The 26,346-nt window shown below is 64.1% G+C and carries 19 protein-coding genes, 1 other RNA gene and 3 pseudogenes; 6 read left to right on the forward strand and 17 right to left on the reverse strand.

Annotation, left to right across the window (positions count from 1 at the left end; all coding sequences use genetic code 11):
* Positions 1-5 precede the first annotated feature (5 nt).
* From ACRQ5J_RS06295 to ACRQ5J_RS06320, 6 genes are all read right to left on the reverse strand, one after another.
* Entirely contained in the window at positions 6-1,847 is a 1,842-nt protein-coding gene (locus ACRQ5J_RS06295; protein ID WP_432381881.1) for a glycoside hydrolase family 28 protein, read from the reverse strand.
* A gap of 11 nt (positions 1,848-1,858) precedes the next feature.
* Positions 1,859-3,247 carry a pectinesterase family protein gene (locus ACRQ5J_RS06300; protein WP_432381883.1) on the reverse strand — a complete coding sequence of 463 codons (1,389 nt, stop codon included), beginning with the start codon at positions 3,245-3,247 and terminating at the stop codon, positions 1,859-1,861.
* The gene (locus ACRQ5J_RS06305; protein ID WP_432381885.1) at positions 3,244-4,023 is read right to left on the reverse strand and encodes a rhamnogalacturonan acetylesterase; all 780 of its coding nucleotides are present in this window, start codon (positions 4,021-4,023) and stop codon (positions 3,244-3,246) included. Before ACRQ5J_RS06305 ends, ACRQ5J_RS06300 begins: the two co-directional genes overlap by 4 nt.
* A 90-nt stretch (positions 4,024-4,113) precedes the next feature.
* Complete coding sequence (locus ACRQ5J_RS06310) at positions 4,114-5,796, reverse strand: TonB-dependent receptor domain-containing protein (protein WP_432381887.1); 1,683 nt, start codon at positions 5,794-5,796, stop codon at positions 4,114-4,116.
* A gap of 449 nt (positions 5,797-6,245) precedes the next feature.
* A complete protein-coding gene (locus ACRQ5J_RS06315) occupies positions 6,246-6,830 on the reverse strand; it encodes a TonB-dependent receptor plug domain-containing protein (protein WP_432381889.1) in 585 nt (194 codons plus the stop codon).
* A 205-nt stretch (positions 6,831-7,035) separates the two neighbouring features.
* Positions 7,036-7,740 carry a FadR/GntR family transcriptional regulator gene (locus ACRQ5J_RS06320; protein ID WP_432381891.1) on the reverse strand — a complete coding sequence of 235 codons (705 nt, stop codon included), beginning with the start codon at positions 7,738-7,740 and terminating at the stop codon, positions 7,036-7,038.
* 280 nt (positions 7,741-8,020) lie between these two features.
* Here ACRQ5J_RS06320 and garD point away from each other — a divergent pair, with 280 nt between their 5' ends.
* On the forward strand, positions 8,021-9,586 hold the full coding sequence (gene garD, locus ACRQ5J_RS06325) for a galactarate dehydratase (protein WP_432381893.1): 1,566 nt from the start codon (positions 8,021-8,023) through the stop codon (positions 9,584-9,586).
* Between the two features lie 110 nt (positions 9,587-9,696).
* Positions 9,697-10,503: an NAD-dependent epimerase/dehydratase family protein gene (locus ACRQ5J_RS06330; protein ID WP_432381895.1), complete on the forward strand. Its 807-nt coding sequence runs from the start codon at positions 9,697-9,699 to the stop codon at positions 10,501-10,503.
* Here ACRQ5J_RS06330 and ACRQ5J_RS06335 read toward each other — a convergent pair.
* Positions 10,491-11,393, reverse strand: coding sequence for a LysR substrate-binding domain-containing protein (locus tag ACRQ5J_RS06335; RefSeq protein ID WP_432381898.1), 903 nt, complete (start codon positions 11,391-11,393; stop codon positions 10,491-10,493). The two genes, ACRQ5J_RS06330 and ACRQ5J_RS06335, sit on opposite strands and share 13 nt — an antisense overlap.
* A 102-nt stretch (positions 11,394-11,495) precedes the next feature.
* Between ACRQ5J_RS06335 and ACRQ5J_RS06340 the strand changes: the two genes are divergently transcribed.
* A complete protein-coding gene (locus ACRQ5J_RS06340) occupies positions 11,496-11,888 on the forward strand; it encodes a RidA family protein (RefSeq protein ID WP_432381900.1) in 393 nt (130 codons plus the stop codon).
* A gap of 47 nt (positions 11,889-11,935) precedes the next feature.
* Here ACRQ5J_RS06340 and ACRQ5J_RS06345 read toward each other — a convergent pair whose 3' ends face one another.
* The 9 genes and pseudogenes from ACRQ5J_RS06345 to ACRQ5J_RS06385 all read right to left on the reverse strand — a co-directional run bounded on the left by ACRQ5J_RS06345 (position 11,936) and on the right by ACRQ5J_RS06385 (position 21,450).
* Positions 11,936-14,308, reverse strand: coding sequence for a CPBP family intramembrane glutamic endopeptidase (locus tag ACRQ5J_RS06345; protein WP_432381902.1), 2,373 nt, complete (start codon positions 14,306-14,308; stop codon positions 11,936-11,938).
* Positions 14,305-15,045 carry an ABC transporter ATP-binding protein gene (locus ACRQ5J_RS06350; RefSeq protein ID WP_432381905.1) on the reverse strand — a complete coding sequence of 247 codons (741 nt, stop codon included), beginning with the start codon at positions 15,043-15,045 and terminating at the stop codon, positions 14,305-14,307. The genes ACRQ5J_RS06345 and ACRQ5J_RS06350 overlap by 4 nt, the downstream gene beginning before the upstream one ends.
* A 55-nt stretch (positions 15,046-15,100) precedes the next feature.
* A complete protein-coding gene (lepB, locus tag ACRQ5J_RS06355) occupies positions 15,101-15,778 on the reverse strand; it encodes a signal peptidase I (RefSeq protein ID WP_432381907.1) in 678 nt (225 codons plus the stop codon).
* 106 nt (positions 15,779-15,884) lie between these two features.
* Complete coding sequence (locus ACRQ5J_RS06360) at positions 15,885-16,337, reverse strand: hypothetical protein (protein ID WP_432381908.1); 453 nt, start codon at positions 16,335-16,337, stop codon at positions 15,885-15,887.
* A 180-nt stretch (positions 16,338-16,517) separates the two neighbouring features.
* Positions 16,518-17,404: pseudogene (gene rpoH, locus ACRQ5J_RS06365) on the reverse strand (RNA polymerase sigma factor RpoH).
* 438 nt (positions 17,405-17,842) lie between these two features.
* Positions 17,843-18,763 carry a permease-like cell division protein FtsX gene (ftsX, locus tag ACRQ5J_RS06370; RefSeq protein WP_432381909.1) on the reverse strand — a complete coding sequence of 307 codons (921 nt, stop codon included), beginning with the start codon at positions 18,761-18,763 and terminating at the stop codon, positions 17,843-17,845.
* Positions 18,760-19,417: pseudogene (gene ftsE / locus ACRQ5J_RS06375) on the reverse strand (cell division ATP-binding protein FtsE). The gene ftsX and the pseudogene ftsE overlap by 4 nt, the downstream one beginning before the upstream one ends.
* A gap of 13 nt (positions 19,418-19,430) precedes the next feature.
* Positions 19,431-20,457 (reverse strand): annotated as a pseudogene (ftsY, locus tag ACRQ5J_RS06380) (signal recognition particle-docking protein FtsY).
* 72 nt (positions 20,458-20,529) lie between these two features.
* Positions 20,530-21,450 (reverse strand): MerR family transcriptional regulator, encoded by a 921-nt coding sequence (locus tag ACRQ5J_RS06385; RefSeq protein ID WP_432381911.1) that lies wholly within the window; start codon positions 21,448-21,450, stop codon positions 20,530-20,532.
* 994 nt (positions 21,451-22,444) lie between these two features.
* Here ACRQ5J_RS06385 and ACRQ5J_RS06390 point away from each other — a divergent pair.
* Together ACRQ5J_RS06390 and ACRQ5J_RS06395 are read left to right on the forward strand one after the other, a co-directional pair.
* Positions 22,445-23,536, forward strand: a complete 1,092-nt coding sequence (locus ACRQ5J_RS06390; protein WP_432381913.1) for a porin — start codon at positions 22,445-22,447, stop codon at positions 23,534-23,536.
* Positions 23,537-23,608: 72 nt separating this feature from the next.
* Complete coding sequence (locus ACRQ5J_RS06395) at positions 23,609-24,151, forward strand: hypothetical protein (protein WP_432381915.1); 543 nt, start codon at positions 23,609-23,611, stop codon at positions 24,149-24,151.
* 12 nt (positions 24,152-24,163) lie between these two features.
* Here ACRQ5J_RS06395 and ACRQ5J_RS06400 read toward each other — a convergent pair whose 3' ends face one another.
* Positions 24,164-25,867 carry a thiamine pyrophosphate-binding protein gene (locus ACRQ5J_RS06400; RefSeq protein ID WP_432381916.1) on the reverse strand — a complete coding sequence of 568 codons (1,704 nt, stop codon included), beginning with the start codon at positions 25,865-25,867 and terminating at the stop codon, positions 24,164-24,166.
* 118 nt (positions 25,868-25,985) lie between these two features.
* Between ACRQ5J_RS06400 and rnpB the strand changes: the two genes are divergently transcribed.
* An RNA gene (rnpB, locus tag ACRQ5J_RS06405) (RNase P RNA component class A) lies at positions 25,986-26,321 on the forward strand.
* Positions 26,322-26,346 lie beyond the last annotated feature (25 nt).

Here is a 26,346-nt window from a genome sequence, read left to right on the forward strand (position 1 = left end):
GCCTCTCAGGCCGACAGCGTGGTGTTGTGCACCTTGTCGCCGATGGTCACATTCTTCAGCGTCAGGCCTTTGACGTTGTAGAGGAACCAGGGCGCCGCCGTGTTCACTGGCGTGCCGAAATCGCAGTCGGTGATGGTGACGTCCGTAACAGGCACCACCGGCGGCATCGGACCGGCGCCGTTGTAGTCGGAGGCCACCGGGCCGAGGATGACAATCGCCTGGTAGCACGACGCCAGCTTGCCATCCTTGGTTTTCACATTGCCAGTCTTGATGTTCGAGATCTGGATGTTGCTGACCACCGGCGGGCGGGTACGCACATTGTCGCTGATCGGCGTGTAATCGCAATCGAAGGTCACAATCGCGCCAGCTGCGGTAGCCACCGTCTTCGACTGGATCGGCGAGCCTGGCAGCGAAGCGTAGAACGACGGCGAGGTCTGCACGCCATTCGGCACCGTGCAATCGCGCACGTAGAAGTTGCGCAGGTAGCCGCCGCGATTCAGATTGGTCTTCATGCGGATCGCGGTGTTCAGCGGATTGGTCTTCCAGTTGGCGTTTTCAAACACCAGCTTCTGCGCAAACACGTTCTGGATGCCGCCCGCCATTTCGCTGCCCAAGGTCACGCCGCCGTGGCCGCTGTGCATGATGCAGTTCTGGATCACGATGTTCTGCGACGGGCCATACTGCGTATCCAGATCCTTGCCGGCCTTGATGGCGATGCAGTCGTCGCCGGTATCGAAGGTGCAGCCTTCCACCAGCACATGGTCGCAGGCTTCCGGATCGAAGCCGTCGCTGTTCGGGCCGTGGCTGTGCGCGTGCACATTGCGGATCACCAGGTTGCGGCAGTGGACCGGGTGGTGCATCCAGAACGGCGTCTGGATCACGTGGTAGCCTTCCAGCAGTACGTTGGTGCAGCCGATAATCTGGATCATCGGCGGCCGCAGATAGTGGCCGACGCCGAACACGCGCTTGGACAGCGGCACGCCGGCCTCCGACAGCGCCGGCAGGTACTGCGCGTCCGCGCGCCAGCGATCGCCTTCGCCCTGGATCAGGATGCGCTCCGCTTCAGTCAGCGCCGGCGCCACGGTCGACAGCGACTCCGCGTTGAGCGGATTGACGGTGTTCTCCGACATCTTGCCGGCCTTGAAGTTGGGCGTGGTGCCCTGGCCGATGGAGTTGATGGTTTTCTGCTTGCCCTTCCAGGTCCACCAGCAATCGCCCTGGTCGTTGAACGGCAGGCCGCCCTGGCCGTCGAGCGTCGCGGTCCAGTCCTCGCCGGTCAGCGCGATATTGTTCTGGCCATAGGCGTAGACCATCGGCGAATAGTTCAGGCAATCGTTGCTCTGCCAGCGGGAGATGGTCAGCTTGCCATGCTTGCCGCAATCGATGTCGCCGTACCTGGCATAGTCGGCCGGGTTGTGCGAGAAGTACACGTGGGCGTTCTTCGCCAGATGCACGTGCACGTTCGACAGCAGCACCATCGGACCGGCGACGAACCAGTCGCCGGCCGGGATGATCACACGGCCGCCGCCGGCGTCGTGGCAGGCCTTGATCGCTGCCTTGATGGCGGCGTAGTTGTCGAACGAGCCGGCCGCCGGGGTGCTGATGTCCTCCTGTTCCTCGTGCGAGATCCAGGCCTTGGCCTTGGCCAGCTTGCATGGCTTGGCGCCGAACCTGGTGATGTTGAAGTCCTCCTTGCGGAACTTCAGCGGCTTGGAGACGTGGTCGATGATGGCCTGGGCTTGCAGCCACGGATCGGGCGCGGTGGCCGCCATCGCTGGAAGACTGAGCGAAACGCCCGCCGCCGGCAGGGCTTTCATCAGGTTGCGGCGCTGGTGATTGAAGGTCATGCTGTATTTCCTTATTCGTCCGAGTTATTGAATTCACCAAGGAAGATATCTGCCGGTGAAGGTGGTTGCGTATAGCCGAGATCCTTGACGGGATCGATGCCGGCGGCGACAAGGTTTTTCCAGTGATCGTCCGAGTTGTACTGCGCCGGACGATAGGAGATGGTGCCTTTCTTATTCCAGTCATGCCATGGCTGCTGGCGATTGATATGCGGTCCGATGCGCGAATTCAGTACCACCATCTTGCCCACCGCCTCCAGCGAGGAACGCGCGATGGTGCCGGTCGGCGCCTTGTAGACATTGACGTCGCCGTAGGTGCAGCGGTAGCCCTCCACCGGCATCGGCGCATACGGCGTGCAGCGCGATCCGGCGAACCATTGGCGCAGCAGATAGAAGCTGCCGTCCTTTTTGCCTTCGTGCGTGAAGCGCACGTGGTCGAACACGAAGCCGTACCGGGTCTTCACGTGGGTGTTCGGCGCGGCCGCGTAGGACACGCCGCGGTCGCCCAGCGTGCGCACCTCGGACTGATAAAAGTAGGCGGTGCTGTCGCCGAAAATGAAATCGACGTCGCCTTCAATATAGGATCGGTTGAAGAAGCTGCGCACCGTGCTGCCCACCAGCGGCGACTTGAGGAACAGCGTGTCCTGGAAGCCGATCAGGCGTATGTTCTCGAACTGCGCCTTGTCCGCGCCATCCACGCTGAGCGCCAGCGCCTGATGGTGGATATTGTTGATGTTGGGGAGCGCCTCTGCGCGGGCGTTGCCGGTGTCTTTGTTATAGCCGTTCTCGAACGTCAGGTTGCGGGCCTGGAAGCCATTGTTCCTGGCCCACACCGTTTGCGTGCCGAAGGTGCCGATCTGCGCACGCTCCCTGACGCTGGCGTACATGGCGTGGATCGCCGCCGGCGCGCTGGCGAATTGCGCGCCGTGCGCGGCGTCATACGCGGCCCCGGTCATCGACGCTTCCAGCCTGGCGGTAATCCGCGTGGCGGCGGCGTCCTTGCCTTCGCCATATAGCGTAATCGGCGCCGCCTCCGCCGGAATGTAGACCAGTTCCGGATACACTCCGGGCTTGAGCAGCACATACTGGCGCTTGCCCGGATGCGCGGCGCTGTCCAGCAACGCCCGGCTGATGGCTTGCTGCACCGTGTGGAAGGTGCGCGCGCCGTCCGCACGCGCTGCCTTGTCGACGATGTAGTCCGGCGTGAACGCCGCCCCCTTGGCCAGCGGGTCGGACAGCGGGTCCCATGGATCGACGCGCTCCTTGCCGGCCTCGCCGACGTACTTCAGCACCTCTCCATACGAAAACTGCTTCGCCTGTTCCGGCGTCAGTTGCGGCCTTTGTGCTTGTGCCACGCCTGCTGCGCCTGCGGCGAGCAGCATCGCCAGCGCGGCCGCCTTCATTGTTCGTTCTCCGGCTTCAACTGGCCGGCCGCTTCCGGCACGGCGCGTTTAAACTCGTCCACCACCATGCGGGCGAAGTAGGTGGCGCCCTTGGCGCCGAGGTGAGTGCGGTCGAAGGCGGTCTTGGCGGCGCCGACGACTTCCACCTTGCCGGCGGCGGCCGGATCGCCATAACCGGCGGGACGCGGCGCCATCGCCAGCGTGTCGGCTTCGTCCTGGCCCATGGCCTGCACGGCGGCGTAGCTGTCGGCGTTCAGTTCCAGCAGCGGCGCCTGCTGCGAGGCGGCGCTGGCGCGGGTGGCGTCGGCCCACGGCGTCAGCGTGTTCTCAAGCACGCCGTCCTTGAAGGTGCGGCGCGTCAGCGGCGTGACCAGCACCGGCACGCCGCCCAGCGCTTTCACCTCGCGCGCGTAGCGCTCCATATTGACCGGGAATTCGGTTTTCAGGTCGGTCGAGCGGCCAGGCTTGCCCGGCTGGTCGTTGTGGCCGAACTGGATCAGCACATAGGTTTTGCTGTAGGCGTCGGCGCCGCGCAGCAGGCCTTCCACTTCGGCCCAGCGGCCTTCGGCGCGGAAGCTGCCGGAGCTGCGCCCGCCCTTGGCGAGATTGATGCAGGTGTTGGCACGGTTGACGCGCGCGCAGAAGGCGTCGCCGTAGCCGCTGTTGCTGGCCATGGTCGAATCGCCGACCAGGATGAAGCGCACCGGCTTGTCCGCCGCATGGGCGCCGCCTGCCAGCAGGGCCAGGGCGGTGGTGCAGGAAATCAGAAGTTTCATGGAACTGTCCTAAAAAAGGGCGCCGGCCGCCATGCGGTCCGGCGCCCGATACTCAGGCGGAGTGACGCTGTTTATGCATCCACGCTTTCATCAGAAAGTGTAGGTCGCACGCACGTTGTAAGCGCGGCCGATCGGGCTGGCGGCGCTGCTCAGGTAACCAAAGCTATACAGGCTGCTGTTGGTTGCCGGCGGTTCGGCGTTGAACAGATTGGTGATGCCGGCGGTGATCTGAATATTCTTGAAGCCGTTGTACGTGGTGGTCAGGTTCCACAGCTTGTAAGAATTGATGTCGCGCCAGTACTGCTTGGCCACCAGGTTCTGGTCGGTGTACTTCGAGTTGTAGTTCTGGGTCAGCGTGCTGTTCCAGTTACCCGAGGCCCAGTTCAGGCGCAGCGTGTGCTTCCAGCGGTAGGTGATGATCGGGAAGCTCGACGTGGTGCCATTGCTGGCCAAACCGAACTGGCCGATGTTGGACACGAACGGGCTGCCATCGAACAGCTGGTTGTCGAACTGCGTCAGGTAAGTACCGTCCAGGAATACCTTGAAGTCGCCGTACGAGGTTTTCGGGAACGCATAGGAACCCGATACGTCGACGCCGGCCGCCTTCTGGCCGCCCAGGTTCATCGTGGTGTTGTTGATGTAGGCGAGGGTGCCGTCGGCGTTACGCACGAAGTAGGCGGCATACTTGGCCGGGTCGAGGAAGTACACCTGCTCCGGCAGGTTGGCCAGCATGTCGGTCATGCGGATGTTCCAGTAGTCGAACGAGATCATCGCGTTCTTCACCGGTTCCATCACCACGCCGAGCGTGAAGCCTTTCGATTTTTCAGGCTTCAGGCCCGAGTTGGAACCGACCTGTTTCGGCAGCTGCACGTTGCAGACGTTGGCGGCGACCTGGCCCGCGACCGGTGTGCCGGTGCCGGCCACGCCTGGCGTGCCGCCTGGGCACAGCAGCGGATCGTCCCACTTGGCCGAGGTCAGGCCGGTGGCGCCAGGCAGGCGGTAACCGTAGGCGTCGAACAGCGTCGGCGCGCGGAAGCCGGTGTTGGCCGAGCCGCGGAACATCAGCTGCTTGCTAGGCTCCCACCGGAAGCTGATTTTCGGATTGACGGTGGTGCCGAAGTCGTTGAAATGGTCGGCGCGCACGGCGCCGTTCAGTTCCAGCGTCTTGGTCACCGGCGCGTTGATCTCGGCGAACAGCGCCGCCACGTTGCGCTGGCCTTCGCCGTGCGACGGGCTGGTGTTGGCGTAGGTGACTTGCGAGACGATCGGCAGCTTGGTGTCTTCGGTGGTGTCGCGGTGCAGGTCGGCGCCCACGGCCAGCGCCAGCGAGCCGCCCGGCAGTTCCATCAGCGCCTTGCTGGCGGTGACATCGACGCCGGTGTAGGTCGATTTGGAGGTGCGGTTCTTGGCGCCGTCGACGCTGATCGAGGCCAGGTAGGCCTTGCCGTCGGCGTCCTGCAGGCCGAATGGATTCAGCGTGCCGTTGCGCAGGCCGTCGATCAGGCCCTGGCCGTTGACGTAGCCGGAGTAGTAGTAGTTGTCGCGTTCCGAAACGCCGATCACCAGGCCGGCCTTGTAATCCCAGCCGCCGATGATGCCTTCATCGCTGATGGCGAGGCGCTGGTTCAGCTGCACGTCCTTGGTGGTGGCGGCGCCGAGGTCGGCCACCGCCCAGGTCACGGTCAGCGGTGCGTTGTTCAGGCCCGCCACGGCAGGCACGCCGCCGCTGCCGCCCGGATACCATTTGCTGGTCGACGGCACGATAGGCTGCACGCCGTTGACGGCCAGCGCATTGGTCGGGTTGCGCGTCGCCTTGATGAATTCCTCGCCGCGCGAGTAGTCGACGGTGACGATATGGTCTTCGCTGATCTTCTTGTTCAGGCGTGCGTAGAAGGTGACCTGCTGATTCGCGTACAGCGCGGTGCCGTACTCGTTGTTGTCGATGACGCAGGTGCCTTTCTGGCCGGCGATCGAGTAGGGCGCCAGGCAGCCGGTGCTGCCGTACGGGTTCTGCGCGGTCTTGTTGGTCGGCGTGGTGAAGTTGGCCGGGGTGGCGTTGCCGCCGGTGCCCAGCGTCGGCGCGCGACCCAGGTTGGTCAGCTTCTCGACGGAGCTCAGATAAGCGCGGTCCGAGGCGGCCAGGCGGCTGCGCTGGTGCGCGTCGACGGTGGCGTAGAAGCTCCAGCCGTCGCGTTCCAGGTTGCCCTTGCCCCAGGTGGCTGTCAGGCGCTGCTCGTCGCCGCCGCCTTTTTCTCCGGCTGCACCGCTTGCGCGGTCAGCTGGGTGCCTTCGAACTGGGTCTTGGTGATGAAGTTGACCACGCCGCCGATGGCGTCCGAACCGTAGATCGATGAGGCGCCGTCGCGCAGCACTTCGACGCGGGCGATGGCGCTCATCGGAATCACGTCCAGGTTGGCGTAGCCGTCGGCGATCGCCTCGTTGGCCAGGCGGCGGCCGTTCAGCAGCACCAGCGTGCGGTTCACGCCCAGGCCGCGCAGGTTGATGTTGGTGCCCGAGCCGGCGTTCGACGGCGCCAGCGAGGCCGATTGCGGCAGCGCCATCATGAAGTCGGCGAGGGTGGTCATGCCTTGCTTGACCAGGTCTTCGGCCTTGACGCTGGTGACTGGCAGCGAGGCCTCGTTGGCGACACGTTTGATGCTCGAACCGGTCACCTCGACGCGGGTCATGGTGGCATCGTCGGACTGCGCGGATGCCTGGTTGGTCAGAGCCATCACAGCCAGGCTGATTGCCGACAGCAGCAGGCGTGGTTGTGCGGAACGGTTCTGGACCGATTGCTGGGACTTCATGGTGGGTCTCCTTCGTCTCTTGAATAAAGTTATACGCAGCGCTGGCGAGCGCCTGCGTGAGTGGAGCACCTCGCGTACTCCGTGCCGCTGTCACGAGGGCCGCCTTGCGTGGGCAAGGGCGGCCGAGGTCCAGCCGGTCGATAACTTATTGCTTTATATTGCGCGGCCGGCATCGAGGCCGGTCCTGCGTTTGATACAGATGCTGCTATCCGCGCGAGAAGGTGCGGGTCACGCGTTCGAGGTGGGCGCGCATGGCCTTGCGCGCCGCCGCCGGATCGTGGGCGGCGATCGCCTCCAGGATGCGGCGGTGGTCCTTCAGCGTTTCCTGGCGCAGTTCCTCGGTCTGGAAGTGTTCTTTGAGCTTGTGCCACAGGCGGCCGCGCTGGTCCCACAGGTAGTTCAGCGATCCGACCAGCGCGCTGTTGCCGGTGGCGCGCGCGATGGCCAGGTGGAAGTTGCGGTCGGCCTGCTCGTTGCTGGAATAGTTGGCGTGGTGTTTTTCCATCTCCACCACCGCTTGCAGGATGGCGTCGACGGCGCTGTCGGTGGCCACGCGGGCGGCGATGGCGGCGATCTCGGATTCGATCAGGCGGCGCGCGGACAGCACTTCAAACGGGCCCGGACCGGCTTCCGGCAGATCGCTCGCTGCCGGCTCGGGCACTTCGCTGACATACACGCCGGAACCGCCGCGCACTTCGATCACGCCGCCCAGTTCCAGCGCGATCAGCGCTTCGCGCAGCGAGGCGCGGCTGACGGCCAGCTTGGTGGCGAGGTCGCGCTCCGACGGGAGACGCTCGCCGGCGGTGATGTTTTCGTTGCGGATGAGTTCCTGGATGCGGTCGGCCACAACGCGATACAGGCGCGGTTCGTGGGCGCTATCCCCGGCAAGCGGAGCGGTTTTTTTCAGCATGATGTCTCGTATAATTTCCGTGGCTTATTAGTTTGCCATCTGGTCAGGCCATTCTAAGGTGGTCAGACCAAATGCGCAATGTGGACTAGCCAAATTAATTTTAAACTGGCATACTCAATTCATGGAGCAGCCCCTGGACCCATTGTTTTCAAGGTGTAACCCCTAGGAAACATGCGGGTTGCGGACTGTGGCTTGCAGGCCACAACCCTGTGTACGGCCAACCAATAACAGAAGTGGTCAGACCACTTTAAGAGACCAAAAAACAACGTAGGAATTCTAGATGACAACTCCGACGAGCGCCAACAATACGCCGCGCTATATCCTCATGCACGACAACGATAACGTCGCGATTGTCGTCAACGACGGCGGCCTGCCCGCCGGCGCAGTTTTCCCCAACGGTTTGAGCCTGCTGGAAGCGGTCCCGCAAGGCCACAAGGTGGCGCTGCGCGACCTCAAGGCCGGCGACCGCGTGATCCGCTACAACGTTACCATCGGCTTCGCGTCGAAGGACCTGCCGGCCGGCAGCTGGCTGGCCGAGCACAATGTCGAGATGCCGGCCGCGCGCGAGCTGGACGGCCTGCCGATTGCCACCGTCAAGCCGCCCGTGATGGAGCCGCTGGAAGGTTACACCTTCCAGGGCTACCGCAATCCGGACGGCAGCGTCGGCACGCGTAACATCCTGGCCATCACCACCACCGTGCAGTGCGTGTCGGGCGTGGTGGAATTCGCCGTCGAGCGCATCAAGAAGGAACTGCTGCCGAAGTACCCGAACGTCGACGACGTGGTGGGCCTGGAGCACACCTACGGCTGCGGCGTGGCGATCGAGGCGCCGGGCGCGCCGATCCCGATCCGCACCATCCGCAATATCGCGCTGAACCCGAACTTCGGCGGCCAGGCGATGGTGGTCAGCCTTGGCTGCGAAAAACTGCAGCCTACGCGCCTGTTCCCGAAAGGCTCGATCCCGATCCAGAACGCCGGCGGCGCCGATCCGGGCCTGGTCTGTCTGCAGGATGCGCAGCACGTCGGCTTCATGTCGATGATCGATTCGATCATGCAGCAGGCTGAGAAAAACCTGGCGGAGCTGAACAAGCGCCAGCGCGAAACCGTGCCGGCCTCGGAGCTGGTGGTCGGCGTGCAATGTGGCGGCAGCGACGCCTTCTCCGGCGTCACGGCGAATCCGGCGGTGGGCTTTGCCACCGACCTGCTGGTGCGCGCCGGCGCCACCGTCATGTTCTCGGAAGTGACCGAGGTACGCGACGGCATCGACCAGCTGACCTCCCGCGCCACCACGCCGGAAGTGGCCGAGGCCATGATCCGCGAGATGGCCTGGTACGACGAATACCTGACGCGCGGCGGCGTTGACCGCAGCGCCAACACCACGCCGGGCAACAAGAAGGGCGGCCTGTCGAACATCGTCGAAAAGGCCATGGGCTCGATCGTCAAATCGGGCAGCGCGCCGATCTCCGGCGTGCTGTCGCCGGGCGAGAAGCTGACGCAGAAAGGCCTGATCTACGCCGCCACGCCGGCCAGCGATTTCATTTGCGGCACGCTGCAACTGGCGGCCGGCATGAATGTGCACATCTTCACCACCGGCCGCGGCACGCCTTACGGCCTGGCCGAGGTGCCGGTGATTAAGGTCGCCACCCGCAACGACCTGGCCAACCGCTGGCACGATCTGATGGATATCAACGCCGGCCGCATTGCCAGCGGCGAGGCGACCATCGCGGAAGTGGGCTGGGAGATGTTCCAGATGCTGCTCGATGTGGCCAGCGGCAAGGAGACGTGGGCGGAGAAATGGAAGCTGCATAACGCGCTGGTGCTGTTCAATCCGGCCCCAGTGACCTGACCGTCGTTCCCGCGCAGGCGGGAACCCATGGAACGTGCGATCATAGTCAGCATGGATTCCCGCCTGCGCGGGAATGACGCAACGACGCGACATATAACAACGGAGACAACATGAGCAAGCCATTCAAACGACTGCTGCTGACCGGCGCCGCCGGCGGCCTCGGTAAAGTGCTGCGCGACCGCATCAAGCCATGGGCCGATGTGGTGGTGCTGTCGGACATCGCCGACCTGGGCGAAGCGCGCGAGGGCGAGGAAATCATCCAGTGCGACCTGGCCGACAAGGCGGCCGTCATGGAGATGATGCAAGGCGTGGACGCGGTGCTGCACTTCGGCGGCATCTCGACCGAAAACACCTTCGAGAACATCATGCACGCCAACATCCTGGGCACCGCCAACATCTACGAGGCGGCGCACAAGCAGGGCGTCAAGCGCATCGTGTTTGCCAGCTCGAACCACACGGTGGGCTTCTACCGCAACACCGACTACATCGACGCCACCGCGCCGACCCGCCCGGACTCGTTCTACGGCATCAGCAAGTGCTTCGGCGAGCAACTGGCCAGCTACTACTGGGACCGCACCGGCCTGGAAACCGTCAGCCTGCGTATCGGCTCCTCGTTCCCCGAGCCGAAGGACCGCCGCATGATGGTCACGTGGTTGAGCTACGACGACCTGGTGGAAGCGCTGCGCCGTTCGCTGTTCGCCACGCGCGTCGGCTTCACCATTTTGTTCGGCATGTCCAACAACGACGTCGCCTGGTGGGACAACAGCAAGGCCTCGCACCTGGGCTACAGGCCGAGGGACAGCTCGTCGCAATTCGACGGCCTGTTCCCGGACAGCGGCGAGTATCCGGACAAGAATGCATCGGTCACTTATCACGGCGGCGCGTTCGCGCTGGCCGAAGTACGCTACAAGGACTGAGACGCCAGTTCGTCTATCCAGTCGATGAACACGCGCAGCCTGGCGCTGACGTGACGGTTCTGCGGATAGGCCAGATGTAAAGGCATGGGGGCGAGCTGCCACTCCTCGAACAGGGGTGTCAGCTCGCCCTTTTTTACGTGCGCGTGCGCCATGTAGCGCGGCACGCACAGCACACCCATGCCGGCCACGCCGGCCGCCACGTAGGCGTTGCCATCGTCCGCCGCCACGGCGTAGCGGCCTTTCACTTCCACCGTTTCCTCGCCGCGCCGCATCGGCATGGCGGCGATGCTGCCGCTGCTGGAGCGCAGGTAGCCGACCACGCGGTGCGCTCCGTCTTCCAGTTCGCGCGGATGCGCCGGCGTGCCCACCGCCTGCAAATACGCGGGCGAGGCGTACACGCCCAGCTGCAAATCGGCCACGCGCCGCGCCACCAGCGACGGCACGGTGATATCGCCGCCACGAATCACGCAGTCGACATTCTCGCCGATGACATCCACGTTGCGATCGCTGACGCCCATGACGATCTGGATGTCCGGGTAGCGCTGGTGGAACGCGGGCAGGGCCGGCATCAGGATCAGGCGCGCGAAGGGGCTGGGAACGTCGATGCGCAGGCGTCCGCGCGGCGCGGCCAGGTCGCCGGCCAGGACGTCGTCCGCATCCTGCAAATCGCCCAGCACGCGGGCGACGCGCTCGTAGTAGGCCGCGCCTTCCGGCGTCACCTTCACCTGGCGCGTGGTTCGGTGGAGGAGCTTGACCTGCAAGCGCGCTTCCAGCTGCTGCACCAGTTGCGATACGGTGGTCTTGCTCATGTGGAGCGTCTGCGCGGCCTTGGTGAAGCTGCCGGCTTCCACCACGCGCACGAAGGCCAGCAGGGTGTCGAATCGGTCCATGAGATTGTATGGGAATGGCAAACAGTCATTGTACGTCTTGCGCGTTTATCGGATCGCGCCGGCGTTTTACAGTGGCTGCTTCATTTGCATAAGGAGTTCTTGATGACTGTACGCGACGTTGTTTTTCCGCCTGGCCGCCAGGCGCTGTATGAGCGCAACCGCTATTCGCCGGCGATCCGCTCGAATGGCCTGCTGTTTGTCTCGGGCCAGGTGGGCAGCCGGCCGGATGGCTCGCCGGAGCCGGAGCTGGAAGCGCAGGTGCGGCTGGCGTTCAAGAACCTGAACGCCATCCTGGCGGAAGCCGGCCTGACGTTTGACGACGTGATCGATGTCACCGTGTTCATGGTCGATCCGGCCAACACCTTCGAGCGCGCCTGGCCCGTCGTGCAGGAGTTCTGGGGCGAGGCGCCGCATCCCACGCTGACCGGTGTTGGCGTGACCTGGCTGTACGGCTTCGACTTCGAGATCAAGGTCATCGCGGCGTTGAAGGACTAAAAACGGCCGCGCAACGCGCTGCTGACGCTGAAGTATCAATTCTGACCTTACAGCCAGAACTGCATCGACAGCACCATGGCGTTGTAGGTGGCGTGGACCAGCATCGGGGCGAGCAGGGTGTTGCTGCGCTCATAGGTCCACGCGGCGCACAGGCCGAGGATGAACACCGGCAGCATCGACAGCGGCGGGTGCACCACGGCGAAGATGGCGGCGCTCATCAGCATTGCCTGCGCCGCGCTCATCGAGCGCCGCAGGCCGCCGTAGATCAGGCCACGGAAGATAAATTCCTCGCACAGCGGCGCGGCGATCACCGCCAGAGCGACGATCCATATGCGCCCGCCTTCCAGCGCCGGCGCGGTCTTGAGCATATCCTCCCACAGCGACGAGTGCTGCAATCCGGCCAGGTAGCCGGTGCCGCAGGCGCAGGCGATGGCGGCGGCGATGGCCGCGGTCCGCAGTGACAATCCGATGTCCGCGCCGCGCAGGATGACCGGCACGCCGGCGGCCTTGCTGCGCCAGTACGCCAGCCGCATCAGCACGTAGACGACGATGCCGGCGACGCCGAAAGCGATGGTGATGGCTTGCAGGCTTACCTTGCCCGAGAAGATCAGCACAATGCCTTGCAGGATGAAGAAGGCGGTGGCGGCGATCAGGCCGTCCGCCGTCGAGACGCGCGCCGGCGGCGCGGCGGCCGGGTCGAGCAGGTAGGGCAGGGCGTCGCGCGCCTTCTGCCACAGGGCCAGCGCCATCGACGCGGTCAGCACCATCACCACCAGCTTCTGCGACCATACGCTGGTGTAGATGGAGTAGGTGTAGAAGCTGGCCAGCAGCATGTAGAGGTACACATAGGTCGGCCGCACGCGCGTGCGCGCATCCACTGCCAGCGGATCGCAGGCGAACACGCCCAGCGAGACGGCGATCATCGAGTAGATCGGAATGCCGGCGATGACCGTCAACACCAGCAGCGCCATGTTCCATTCAAAATGCTCGGTGTACCAGGCGCTGATGCCCAGCACCACGGCGGGATACGCCATCGTCAGCACACCCCATAGCCTGGCCTTTTCCTTCAGCGCGCTTTCGATCGAGCGCGGCACGGTGTACAGCAGCCACAGGACGTGGCCCTCGTTGTTGAGCGTCTGGAAGGCCGACAGCATCAGCACATACACGCCCAGGCCGAAGGCGATGGCGGCGGCGATGGTGTGGTGCTCGCCCAGCTCTTCCAGGCTATTCAGCTTGCCGTTGAAGACCATCTGGCTGACAACGATGATGATGGGCAGCAGCAGCGTCTGGAACAGGAAGTTGCGGTCGCGGCTCAGCAGGCGCAGTTCGCGGCGCTGCAGCGGCGACATGATGACGGCGGCGGCATCGGCCAGCCGTGTGAACGGCCCGCGCGCGGCGGACGGGCGGCCCTCGGCCACCTCGCGCGTCGCCGTGCGCTTGCGCGCGCTCTCGCGGGCGCCGGAGTTGACCACGCCGTGGCGCAGCTGATGCCGCAGCAGCGCCATGCCGGCCCACATCAGCAGCGCGGTTTGCGCCGCCAGCAGTGCGGCCAGCCCGGCCAGCTGCGCCAGGTCGCGCGCCTGTATCGCTTGCAGCACCAGCCCTGGCGGCAGCCAGCTGACCCATGATGGAAACGCGCGCGCCCAGTCCATGGCGAAGCCATTCGCCGCCGGCATGCCGAGCGCCATGACGAAGTAGATCAGCGGCAGGTTAAACAAGCCCGTCACCGCCTGCAGGTTGCGCAGCTGCGAGGCGGGAAGCCACATGCGCAGGCCGGTGTCGGCCAGCGTGTGCAGCAGCGCCGCCGGCGGCAGCAGCACCAGCGCCGCCAGCACGGCGAGCGGCAGCACGCTCCAGGCGTAACCCGAGTGCCAGGCGATGACGCCGAAAGCCGGCACCAGCGCAAACCAGCCGGCGACGTTGCTGGCGCTGCGTTCCAGCACGCGCCCCCATAGCAGCACGCCGCGCTCCACCGGCATCGTCACCAGCCATTCGAGATCCCAGTCCGGCTGCGCCATTTCCTTGTTCCCCAGCGGTAGCAGCACGGCGATTAGGAACAGGATGCTGACTTCCATCGTCAGCCCATGCAGCAGCGGCGCGGCAAATGGTGCGGTGGCCAGTTCCTCCTCCGCCGTGTGCAGGTCGGCATGGCGTTCGCCCTGCTGGTCGACGTAGCGGCATTCGCTGGCCGGGTCGAGGTGGCACTGCATGTTCAGCACCGCGTTGTTGGCGATGCTGATGAACGAGAACGACATCAGCGCCACCATCGCCAGCGTCAGCAGCCACAGGTTGCCGCGCTTGCCGCCGCTGGTGTCGCGCGGCTTTTTCTTCTTGAAGCGGAACAGGTTATTGAACAGCACATTGCGCTGCCGCGTCAGGCGCATGCGCGTCATCAGCCAGATGGTTTGCAGCGCGGTCATTGCGCCGTCTCTTCGGCCGCTTCGTCGGTGATCTTGAGGAACACGTCTTCCAGCGAACCGCTGGCAGAGGAATCGGCGCGGATTTCGTCCAGCGTGCCGGTGGCCACCAGCTCGCCGCGATGGATGATGCCGACGCGGTCGCACAGCTTTTCGGCCATGTCGAGCAAATGGGTGGAAACGAAGATGGTGACGCCGCGCGCGGCCGCCGCCAGCAGGCGTTCCTGCACGTCGCGCGAGGCGCGCGGATCGAGGCCGTTGATCGGCTCATCGAGGATCAGCACCGCCGGCTCGTGGATCAGCGCACAGGCCAGGCCGAGGCGCTTCTTCATCCCCAGCGAATAGTTGACGGCGTAATCCTCGCCGGCCTCCTCCAGGCCGAATTCCGCCAGCAGCCGCTCGCCGCGCCGGGCCGCTTCGGCGCGCGCAAAGCCGTGCATCTCGCCGACAAATTGCAGGATCTCGCGGCCGCGCAGGTAGTCGTAGAAGATCGGCGTGTCGGGCAGGTAGCCGACCCGCCGCTTCACCGCCGCCGGCTCGGCGTGGCAATCCAGGCCGTCGATCAGCACCTGGCCGCCGCTGGGCACCAGGATGCCCATCATCATGCGGATGGTGGTGGTCTTGCCGGCGCCGTTGGGGCCGAGGAAGCCGAACACTTCCCCGCGCCGCACAGTGAGCGTCAGCGGTTTGACGGCATTGAAGCTGCCGTAGACTTTGGACAGGCCTTGAAACTCGATCATGGAGGACACCGGAAATCTTATGAATTTACTACGTCATCATAACACCGCCGCCGCCTCACTCCTTTGGATAGAGGCTCATGCCGAAACGCTCGGTGCGCGGCATCCAGTTGCTGGTGATGTCGGCCGACGCCAGCACGCGTTCGGCGCGGCCGATCAGCAGCGCGCGCGGCACCAGGCCGATGTAGCGCGAGTCCTCGCTGTTGTCGCGGTTATCGCCCAGCATCATGTACTGGCCGGCCGGCACCACGATAGGGCCGAAATCGCGGCGCGCCTGCAACTGCGGCATGAACTGGACCGCGTGGCGCGCATCGCCCAACTGTTCATCGACGCGCACGGCGGCCAGGTCGCCGACGCCACGGATGTTCTCGATGCCATGGCCCAGCGAGGTGTAGCCGGCCGGCTGGCCGTTGATGACCAGCTTCTCGTTGCGCATCTCGACGCGGTCGCCGGGCAGGGCGATGACGCGCTTGATCAGCCGCGTGCCGTTGACCGGCGAAGAGAAAGTGACGATGTCGCCGCGCCGTGGCTCGCCGGTCGGGTGGATCACGATGTCGGTCAGCGGCACCTTGACGTTGTAGGCCAGGCGGTTGACGAACACCACGTCGCCCTCCAGCAGGTTGGGGTGCATGGATGCCGATGGAATCGGGTTCCAGTCGGCGACGGCCGTGCGGAAGATCCCGAACAGCATCAGGAACATCAGGAATCCCTTGTTGGCGCGCACCCAGCTTTTCATGACGTTTCCCCGCTAATGGATACGGGCATCTTGTGAGCAGATTCTTAATCGCGCCTTAGTGGCCGGCGGTTTGCACCAGCGCTGGCGGCGCCGCCCACCGGCAGGCTCACGGCGAGACGATATTGCTCACCTTTAAGCTTACCTGATAATCGGGCGGCTCCTCGTTTTTCGCCGGCGCCTGTTGCGGCGCGAAGCCGGCCAGCGTGAAGGTCAGGCCGTCGCGGCGGACGGTCGGTGTGCCGTTGGGCATGTTATCGGACAGCACGAAGTTGCTGGTCGCACCATCCGGCTGCGTCAGCGTAAAGCTGAAGCTGATGTAGCCGGCCCAGACGCAGACCGCGCCGGTGCGGCAGCGGCTGTCGTTGACGCGTTCCAGCCGCACCACCGGCGCACTGGCCGCGGCGCCGGCGTTGCGTGCGATGGCCGCTGGCGTGATAACGGCGCTGGCGCCCTGGCGCAGCGTGTAGACGGCGGTAAACGCGGCCGGCGTGGCGCGCACGCCGGTGGCGGAGCCGCAGGCGTGCAGCGCGGCCATGACGGCCACGAGCAGCGGCAGCACGATGAGCTGCCGTAATATTGTTTTTTCATGATCAGCCTCTTGCTTCAGTTGGAGGCAAGCTTAACAAAAAGACCATGCGGACGGCGCACGAACGGCATGCAGTCAGCGCTAGCTCAAAGTCGAGGGCGAAAAAATGCCGCCGGCAGGCGCCGGCGGCATTCCGGGAAAAAGCGGCATGGCTTACACGTAGGAGGCCAGGGCGCCCTTCATTTTTTCAGCGCGGCTGCTTCGATCTGGCGGATGCGCTCGGCCGACACGCCGAACTCGTCCGCCAGCGTGTGCAGCGTGGCGCCCGAACCGTCGTCGTTGGCCAGCCAGCGCGCCTCGATGATGCGGCGCGAGCGGGCGTCGAGCTTGCCCAGCGCTTCTTCCAGGCCTTCCGATTGCAGGCGGGTCACCTGTTCGGCTTCCAGCACGCGGGTCGGTTCCGAGGCTTCGGACGACAGGTAGGCGATGGGCGCGAACTTGTCATCTTCGTCATCGGTTGGCGATTCCAGCGCGATGTCGCGGCCGCTCAGGCGGGTTTCCATTTCGATCACTTCCTCGCGCTTGACGTCGAGCGTCTTCGCCAGTTGGTCGATCTGGGCGGGCGTCATCGCGTCCAGGCCGGTCTTGTGGCTGCGCAGGTTGAAGAACAGCTTGCGCTGGGCCTTGGTGGTGGCCACTTTGACCAGGCGCCAGTTCTTCAGGATGTATTCGTGCATCTCGGCCTTGATCCAGTGCATCGCGTACGACACCAGGCGCACGCCCTGGTCGGGGTCGAAGCGTTTCACCGCCTTCATCAGGCCGATATTGCCTTCCTGGATCAGGTCGCCATGCGGCAGGCCATAGCCGAGGTAGCCGCGCGCGATCGACACCACCAGGCGCAGGTGGGACATCACCAGGCGCTCGGCGGCGCCCAAGTCGGCTTGTTCCTTGAGGCGCTTGGCCAGCGAGATTTCTTCGTCGTGCGTCAGCATCGGCAGGCGATTGACAGCCGAAATGTAGGCATCCAGGTTACCCAGGTTGCCACTAAACCCGAGTCCCAGAGCACTGTTTTTCGCAGGTACCACGGACATCATAGTCATTTTCGTTTCCTTCGCTTGTTTGCTTATGAGCACTTTTGCACTCTTTCGAACATATATTAGCACTCTCTATGGTTGAGTGCCAATCATCCGAAATTTATAGGCCTGATAGTAAAAACACTATCGGGTCTTCCGATGTGTTTAGGATGCGCGATGGATCTTAGGACCGGCTTAATGGGATTGGGCCATGGTAAGGGGGCGGGGAGGGTGGTTCCGTGCGTCGCCGCACTTCCACGTCATTCCCGCGCAAGCCCCGGCATTCCCGCGCAAGCCCCGTCATTCCCGCGCAGGCGGGAATCCATGCTGAGTATGGGTTGCCGCCTGCGCGGCAACGACGGAGTATGTATGGGTTGCCGCCTGCGCGGCAACGACGGGGTATGTATGGGTTGCCGCCTGCGCGGCAACGACGGGGAACGGGGCGTCGTCCACCCGGCAACGACGTTAGTTGAGGCGGGCGGTGTGGCGGCGCACCGAGAGGCGGGCGCCGATCAGGCCCAGGGTGGCGGACAGGGCCAGCAGCGCCACCATCATCAGCGGTTGCAGCGGCACCAGCTGGAATTCCGACGCGTACAGCCTTGCGAATTCTGCAATGGCGGTGTTCAGCGGACCCAGCGCCAGCGTCACCGCGCCCAGCGCCAGGCCACCCGCGCACAGGCCCAGCAGCGCGCCGGTGTAGTAGAACGGCCGGTGGATAAAGCTGTCGGTGGCGCCGATCAGCTTGGACACGAGGATTTCCTCGCGCTGCGTCAGCACCTGCAGGCGGATGGTGTTGAAGATGACCGCCACCACCACCGTGCCCAGCGTGGCCGCCAGCAGCAGCAGCGCCAGGCGCAGGATATTGATCAGCGCGGCCAGGCGCTTGACCCAGGCCGAATCGACCTGGACCGTGTCGACGCCGGGCAGTGCGCGGATCTGTTCGGCCAACTGGTCGACGTCGCCGCCGGCCTGGGCGTTGCGGAAGGCGTCCAGCTTCAGCACATAGCTGTCGGGCAGCGGGTTGTCGCCCAGCGTGGCCAGCACGTCGGCCAGGCCGTTTTTGTCCTTCAGCTCGTCCAGCGCCTTTTCGCGCGGCGTGAAAATGATCTTGGCCTGCTTGTCGTGCACGGTCTGGCGCAGTTGCACGGCCAGCGCCTCGGCCTGCTCGCGCGGTGTGTCCTGCTTGAGGAAGACCGAGATTTCCGGATCGACCGACAGCGTTTCCGACATTGGCCGCACGTTGTCGAGCAGGGTCACGCCCATGAAGGGCAGGGCCAGCGCGATCGCCACCACTAATATATTGAACAGGAAACCGCCCGGCGAGCGGCGCAGGTGGACCAGCGCGGCGGCCAGCGCGTAGCGGTGTTGACGGAACCAGTAAGTCATGCCGCCACCTCCAGCTGGCCGTGGTTGAGGTGGATGACGCGCGCGGCGGCGTCCAGCATCACCTCGTCGTGGCTGGAAATCAGGCAGGTGACGCCGACCGAGTTAAACGCTTTCAAGGCGTCCAGGACCTTGTTGGCGGCGGCGCGGTCGAGGTTGGCGGTCGGCTCGTCGGCCAGGATGACCTGCGGGCGGTTGACGATGGCGCGCGCGATCGATACGCGCTGCTGCTCGCCGCCGGACAGGGCCAGCGGTTGGGCGGCGGCGCGGTCGCCGAGGCCGACCTTGTCGAGCGCGGCGCGGGCGCGCTGCTCGGCCTGCGTCTTGGAGGCGCCGGTCACCAGCAGCGGCAGCATGACGTTGGCCAGCACGGTGCGGTCGGTCAGCAGCCGCTGCTGCTGAAAGATCAAGCCGAGGTTGCGGCGCAGGAAGGGCACCGCCACCGGTTTGATGCGGGAAATATCCTGGCCGTTGACAATCACCTGGCCGGCGCTGGGCCGCTCCATGGCCGCGATCATTTTCATCAGGGTGGATTTGCCGGCGCCGGAAGGGCCGGCCAGGAACACCAGTTCGCCTTTTGCTATCGTGAACGAGAACGTCGCGCAGCGCCGTCACATCGGATGAGTATTGTTTGGAGACGTTCCGGAATTCGATCATAGAGGTCTGGTGATTATCCAAGCAGTGCTTCTACAAATTCGGCAGCCACGAACGGCTGCAGGTCTTCGATCTTCTCGCCGACGCCGATGAAGTACACCGGCACCGGGCGCACGCGCGCGATGGCCGCCAGCACGCCGCCCTTGGCGGTGCCGTCGAGCTTGGTGATGATCAGGCCGGTCAGCTTGAGGGCGTCGTCGAAGGCCTTCACCTGCGCCAGCGCATTTTGCCCGGTATTGCCGTCGATCACCAGCAGAGTTTCGTGCGGTGCGCCGTCCATGCCCTTGCCGATGACGCGCTGGACTTTTTCAGCTCTTCCATCAGGTGCAGCTGGGTCGGCAGGCGGCCGGCGGTATCGACCATGACGACGTCGACGCCCTTGGCCTTGCCGGACTGCACCGCGTCAAACGAGACGGCGGCCGGGTCGCCCGAGGCCTGCGAGATGACGGTGATGTTGTTGCGCTGGCCCCAGACCATCAGCTGCTCGCGGGCGGCCGCGCGGAAGGTGTCGCCGGCGGCCAGCAGCACCGACTGCTTGTGCGTCTGCATATGCTTGGCCAGCTTGCCGATGGTGGTGGTCTTGCCGGCGCCGTTGACGCCGGAGATCATCATCACGGTCGGTGTGTGGCGGCCCAGCTCGAACGGGCGCTCCAACGGTGTCAGCAGTTCGAGCAGCAGCTGCTTCAGCGCGGCCTTGACGGCGGCGGCGTCGAGCAGCTTGTCTTCCTTGACCTTGCGCTTGAGCGCGTCGAGCAGATAAGTGGTGGCCTCGACGCCGGCGTCGGACATCAGCAGCGCCGCTTCCAGCTCGTCGTACAGGTCGTCGTCGATCTTGGCGCCGACGAACAGCACCGACAGGTTGTTCGAGGTTTTCGACAGGCCGGCCTTCAGGCGCGCCATCCACGATTGTTTTTCTCCGCCGGTTCTTCGATCGGCAGCAGGTCGGGCAGGTTGGCGGCGGCAGGGGCTGCGGGGACAGGGGCGACGACAGGCGCCGCAGGCGCTTCGGGCGCGACAGGTTTTTTCTTGAAGAAGCTAAACATGGATATGTGTTTGGGTGGTGCTGGCCAGCACGGGAATTTGCTTATTTTACCAGAGCCGCGTGGCGCCCAGCGTTAGCCTGCCGACACAGCCGCGTGACGCGCGCGCCATGCGGTGATGGCGCCGGCCAGGTCGGCCAGCTCGAACACCCGCACGAATGGCGGGCGGCGCCGTTTCAGCGCGGCGTTGCTGCCGCCGGCCCACAGCTCGGCGGCGCCGGCCAGGCGGGTGTGCAGCTCGGCCAGGCCGTCGAGCGCCTGGCGCGGATTCATCGCCACCGAGAACGACAGCGCGATGATGTCGACCCGCTGCGCGCGCGTGGCCTCGACGATGTCCAGCAGCGGCGTTTGCACGCCGAGCGAAATGCAGTGCGCGCCTTCGGCCACGCACATGGCCTCGGCCATCAGCAGGCCCAGGCCGTGACGTTCCTGCGGTAGCGTGGTCAGCAAAATGCGCGGCGCGCTCAGGTGGTTGCCATTGGCCTGCGGCATGGCGAAGATGGCGCTGCGCATCACCACCGTCAGCGACTCGGTATACAAGTGTTCCTCGAACGTGGCCAGCTGGCCGCTGGCCCAGGCGTCGCCGACGAGGGTGGTCAGCGGCGACACCAGGTCGATGACGAAACTTTTCAGTCCCATCATCAGCAGCGCCTGCGACAGCTTGCGGCGCAGCGCCTCCATTTGATGCGTCTTGAGTAAATCGAGGTAAAGCTGCAATTCCGGCGCGGCCGCGGCCGGCACGCCGCCCTTGCCGGCCGCCTTGCCGGTCAGCGCCTGCAATTCGTCGGCGCTGTACTGGATGACTTTGCCGGGACGGAAGCCGAGGTCGATCAGCCGCTTGATCAGGCGCAGCTTGTGCACCTGCTCGATCGGGTAGACGCGCTCGCCGTTGGGGTCGCGCAGGGGCTGCGGAAAGTCGTAGCGGCGCTCCCACACGCGCAGGGTTTCCTTGGCCACGCCGGTATCGCGCTCGACGTCGCTGATCGTGCTGGGCACAGGTTGTGAGGGAACGGTGTTTGTCATGGGTTGTTAGCGTGGCACGGGGGCGGGGTGCAGGCCCTGCATTTTACCTGCGTTTTTGCCGCGCAAGTGGCACGCCGCAAGCCGCCACCGCCGCGCATACGTTACAGGAAAAGCGCTTGTCCACGACACATAGTTGGCATCTAGAACTATTGCACTAAATTGCTGACTTCACTCCCATATGTCCAGGACAAAAATATTGGGCGTCACATGAAAATAATCGTTGCAGCTGTTGCGCACAGCAGAATTTGGCGTCGGCATACTGCGTCAGGCAAAAAATGAATCGATTTCATGCACTAAGATGGTGCGATAGCACAATAAAATGCACTAATTTGTGGCCTCAAAACAACAGGTAGCAATTTCTTACAAAATGGTAACGTAATGCAACTTGGCACTGTTTTTACAAAATTTACTACACAAATAAAGCTGTAATACTAGGAGCAAAGTTGGTTTTCGGCCTATTTCGCTGGATAAAACCGCCGAACAAAGTCCGGACTTGCCAGCTTAATACCATTCGGTAGAGGGAAGTCCGAACGGTGTTCAGTATAAAATGGCGTCAGGAATAGCAATCTAGCTATTTTTACTTGGTCCGACGAAGAAGTGGTTACACACCGTGTTCGTCGTGCGGGAAAACATGCTGGTTCGCTTGATCGGCAGGAAATATTGCGATGCGGTAAAATACCGCTGCTTGGAAAAATCGCAAGTCGCAACACTGTTCTGTATGAATGGTTTTACACTTGCGGAAGTTTCTAGGCATCAGTACAGTGCCGCCTCCGGCGCCCCATGAGGGCGCCGCGATCAAGCCGGCGTAGATTCATCGGCCGCATTTAGTGAACGCATCCCCTTGCGGGGTGCACAGTGGCAGCTGGGGAGTTTGCCCTCACGCACAAAACGGCACAAGCCGAGCAGCATCGAACACGCCGAAACTACTGGCTCATTTTTACAGCAACACAACTGAAGGAAACACGTAATGAAAAAATCCCTTATCGCTATCGCCGTACTGGCAGCTACCAGCTCCGCAGCTTTCGCTCAATCGAACGTAACCATCTACGGTATCGTTGATGCAGGCATCACCGCAGAACGCGGCGGCGCCCAAGGCAACGTGACCAAAGCCACCAGCGGCGCAGCATCGGCTTCGCGCATCGGCTTCAAAGGCACCGAAGATCTGGGTGGCGGTCTGAGCGCGATCTTCAAACTGGAAACCGGCGTGAAAATCGACGACGGCACCCTGGACAACTCGAACAGCGCCCTGTTCAACCGTGAAGCCTATGTTGGCCTGTCGTCGAAAACCGCCGGCACCCTGACCCTGGGCCGTCAGTACACCCCGTACTACGAAACCCTGCGTGACGTAGGTGACCCGTTCGCAATGGGCTACGCTGGTACCGCTAAAAACCTGTTCCCAGTGGCGTCGTACATGACCCGCAACTCGAACGCCGTTGTGTACAAAACCCCTAACCTGTCGGGCTTCACCGGTTCGGTTTCGTACAGCCTGGGCGAGCAAAACGGCGATTCGTCGGCTGCACGTCAAGTTGGCGGCTCGCTGGGCTACAACAACGGTCCTCTGAACGTTGCTGTTGCTTACAACATGAAAAACAACGACACCCAAGCGATCAAAACCGCCGGCGTTGGCCACAACACCCTGGTTGCCGCTAACTACGACTTCAAAGTTGTAAAAGTGTTCGGCGCATGGAGCAAAGATTCGGGCCAGGGTTCGGCTCCGATCAACGGCGCAGCTAGCGCAGCCGCGACCACCAACGCCTTCGGCTACGTGTTCTCGCAGTCGCAAGACAGCCGCGACGCTCTGATCGGTCTGACCGCACCACTGGGCGCATCGGGCACCCTGATGGCTTCGTACATCGACAAAGACGACAAAGAAGTTGCTAACCGTGACGCTTCGCAATGGGCAATCGGCTACAACTACGCTCTGTCGAAACGCACCAGCACCTACGTTGCTTTCGCTAAAATCAAAAACAAAAACGGCGCAGGCTACACCGTTGGTAACAACACCGAAGCTGGTACCGGTGACAAAGCCTTCAACGTGGGCGTGAAACACTCGTTCTAATCTGATTCCTCAGGTTTAGACTCAACAACGGCTGCCCTGGGCAGCCGTTGTTCTTTTCTGAAAGCAGTCATGATGAAGACGACACGACGCGCCGCGTTTGCCGGCGCCATTTTGCTGGCTTCCTGCGCCGTGCTGGCCGCGCCCAAGGGCGGCGGCAAGAAAGCCGGCGGCCTGCCGCGCTACGGCATGCAGGTTTATTCCGACTTGTGCATCCACCCGGACAGCGGCGAATTCGGCGGCCAGCGCATCACGCTGCAACGCTTCGCCGAAGTCGATACGGTGTTATATGAATACACGGCTGGCGGCCTGAGCTGGCCGGTGGTGGCCAGCGACGTCACCATCGATCCGCGCGGCCAGCAGTTTTACTTCACGGTGCAGCCGCCGGACGAGGATGAGCGCGTCATCAACGCCAAGGTGGTCGACGGCGGCAAGGCCATCGTGCTTGACGGCGGCTATTGCGGCGACGAGTCGCTGCCGATGCGCTTGCCGCTGGTGACCGACTTCGGCCGCAAGGCGCACAACTGCCGCGCCTGCCCGGCGCCGAAGATCAAGAAGGAAGCCGAGGAAGACAAGCCGGTGCTGGACGCCGGCTCCACCACCACCGCCGGCCTGTAGGCCGGCCGCAGCTTACTTGCCGGCGCGCGCCGCCGCCGCGTTGCGGCGGATGGTTTCCAGCGTCGCGCCCGGCGTGATCAGGTTGCCGTCGTAGCGCAGCTCGATGACGGCCGGCAGGCGCTGTTCGCGCGTGTAAGCCAGCGCGCGTTCCAGCGCCGGGCCGAACTGCGCCGTCTGCGTCACTACCTCGCCGGCGCCGCCGTAGGCCACCGCCAGCGCGGCGAAGTCCGGATTGTGCAGCGTAGTGCCGGACACGCGTCCCGGATACTCGCGCTCCTGGTGCATGCGGATGGTGCCGAACATGGCGTTATTGAAGACGATGATGATGACGCCGGCCCGGTACTGCACCGCCGTGGCCAGCTCCTGGCCGTTCATCATGTACTCGCCGTCGCCGGCAAAGGTAATCACCGTGCGCGCCGGATCGATGAGCTTGGCCGCCACGCCGGCCGGCACGCTGTAGCCCATGGCGCCGCTGGTCGGCGCCAGCTGCGTGCGCATGCCGCCGTAGCTGTGGAAGCGGTGCGCCCAGGTGGCGTAGTTGCCGGCGCCGTTGGTGATGATGACGTCGTGCGGCGCCAGCCGGTCGATCTGCTGCACCACCTGCCACAGGTCCAGCGGCGCCTTGCCGTCCTGGAAAATCGCCGGCTGCTGCTGCCACGCCTTCAGTTCCGCGCGCGCCTCGGCCACGCTGCCGGCCCATGCCGATGCGTCCAGCGGCGCCATCGCCGCCAGCATTGCAGCCACCTGCGGCATGCCGCTGTTGATCATCAATTCCGCCTGGTAGACGCTGCCCAGCTCCTCGGCGTCGGCGTGGACGTGGACCATGCGCTGCGCCGGCACCGGCGCTTGCAGGATCGAATAGCCGCTGGTGGTCATCTCGCCCAGGCGCGGACCGATGGCCAGGATCAGGTCCGCCTCGCGCACGCGCGCCGCCAGTTTCGGGTTGATGCCGATGCCGACGTCGCCGATGTAGTGCGGGTGTTCGTTGTCGAGCAAGTCCTGGAAGCGGAACGCGCACGACACCGGCAGCTGGTTGGCTTCGGCAAAGCGCTGGATGTCGGCGCAGGCCTGCTCATCCCAGCCGCCGCCACCCAGCAAGACCAGCGGTTTCTTCGCCGCCGCCAGCATGGCGCGCAGCGTATCGATCTGCGCGGCCGAAGGCGCCGCTTGCACCGGCCGGTAGCGGCGCGTGTCGGCCACGGCCGCCTGCGTGGTCAGCATGTCCTCGGGCAGCGCCAGCACCACCGGGCCGGGGCGGCCGCTGGTGGCGATCTGGAAGGCGCGCGCGATGTATTCCGGAATGCGGTCGGCGCGGTCGATCTGCGTCACCCACTTGGCCATCTGGCCGTACATGCGGCGGTAGTCGATTTCCTGGAACGCCTCGCGGTCGATGAAGTCGCTGCCGACCTGGCCGATGAACAAGATCATCGGCGTCGAGTCCTGGAAGGCCGTGTGCACGCCGATCGAGGCGTTGGTCGCGCCCGGCCCGCGCGTGACGAAGCAGATGCCCGGCTGGCCGGTCATCTTGCCGTAGGCGTCGGCCATGAACGCGGCGCCGCCTTCCTGGCGGTTGATGATGAAGCGGATGTCGGAATCGTGCAGCGCGTCGAGCACGTCGAGGTAGCTTTCGCCGGGCACGCCAAAAGCGGTGTCCACGCCGTGGATCTTCAGGGCGTCGACCAGGATCTGGCCGCCGGAGCGGGATGGTTGCGTCATTGTGATGGGCCTCGTGGGTGGATTGTCCAGGCATTCTACGGTGGCGGCGCGGGGCCGGCTTTTGGAATGGCGACACCAAATTTCAGATTTGCAGGCGCGGACTGGTACAATAGCGCCCGAAGCAAGCCAGACAGCCGCTGGTCAGTGCGTAAGGCCTGACGGGAGGAAGGTCCGGACTCCATAGAGCGGGGTGACGGTTAACGGCCGTCCGCTGAAAGCCTTTCACGAGGTATAAGGCGAGGAATAGGGCCACAGAGACGAGCGTATTAAGTTACGGTGAAACGCGGTAACCTCCACCTGGTGCAATTCCAAATAGGCACGCGATGATGTTGCTCGCGGAGCGTGCGGGTAGGAAGCTTGAGCGCTGGAGTAATCCAGCGCCTAGAGGAATGGCTGTCATAGCGCAGGTTCGCCTGTGCCGTAACAAAATCCGGCCTATCGGCTTGCTTCAACTAACAACGATTTTTCGCGGCGGACGC

It is taken from the genome of Duganella sp. P38 (assembly GCF_050859475.1).
Taxonomy (GTDB): Bacteria; Pseudomonadota; Gammaproteobacteria; order Burkholderiales; family Burkholderiaceae_D; genus Rugamonas.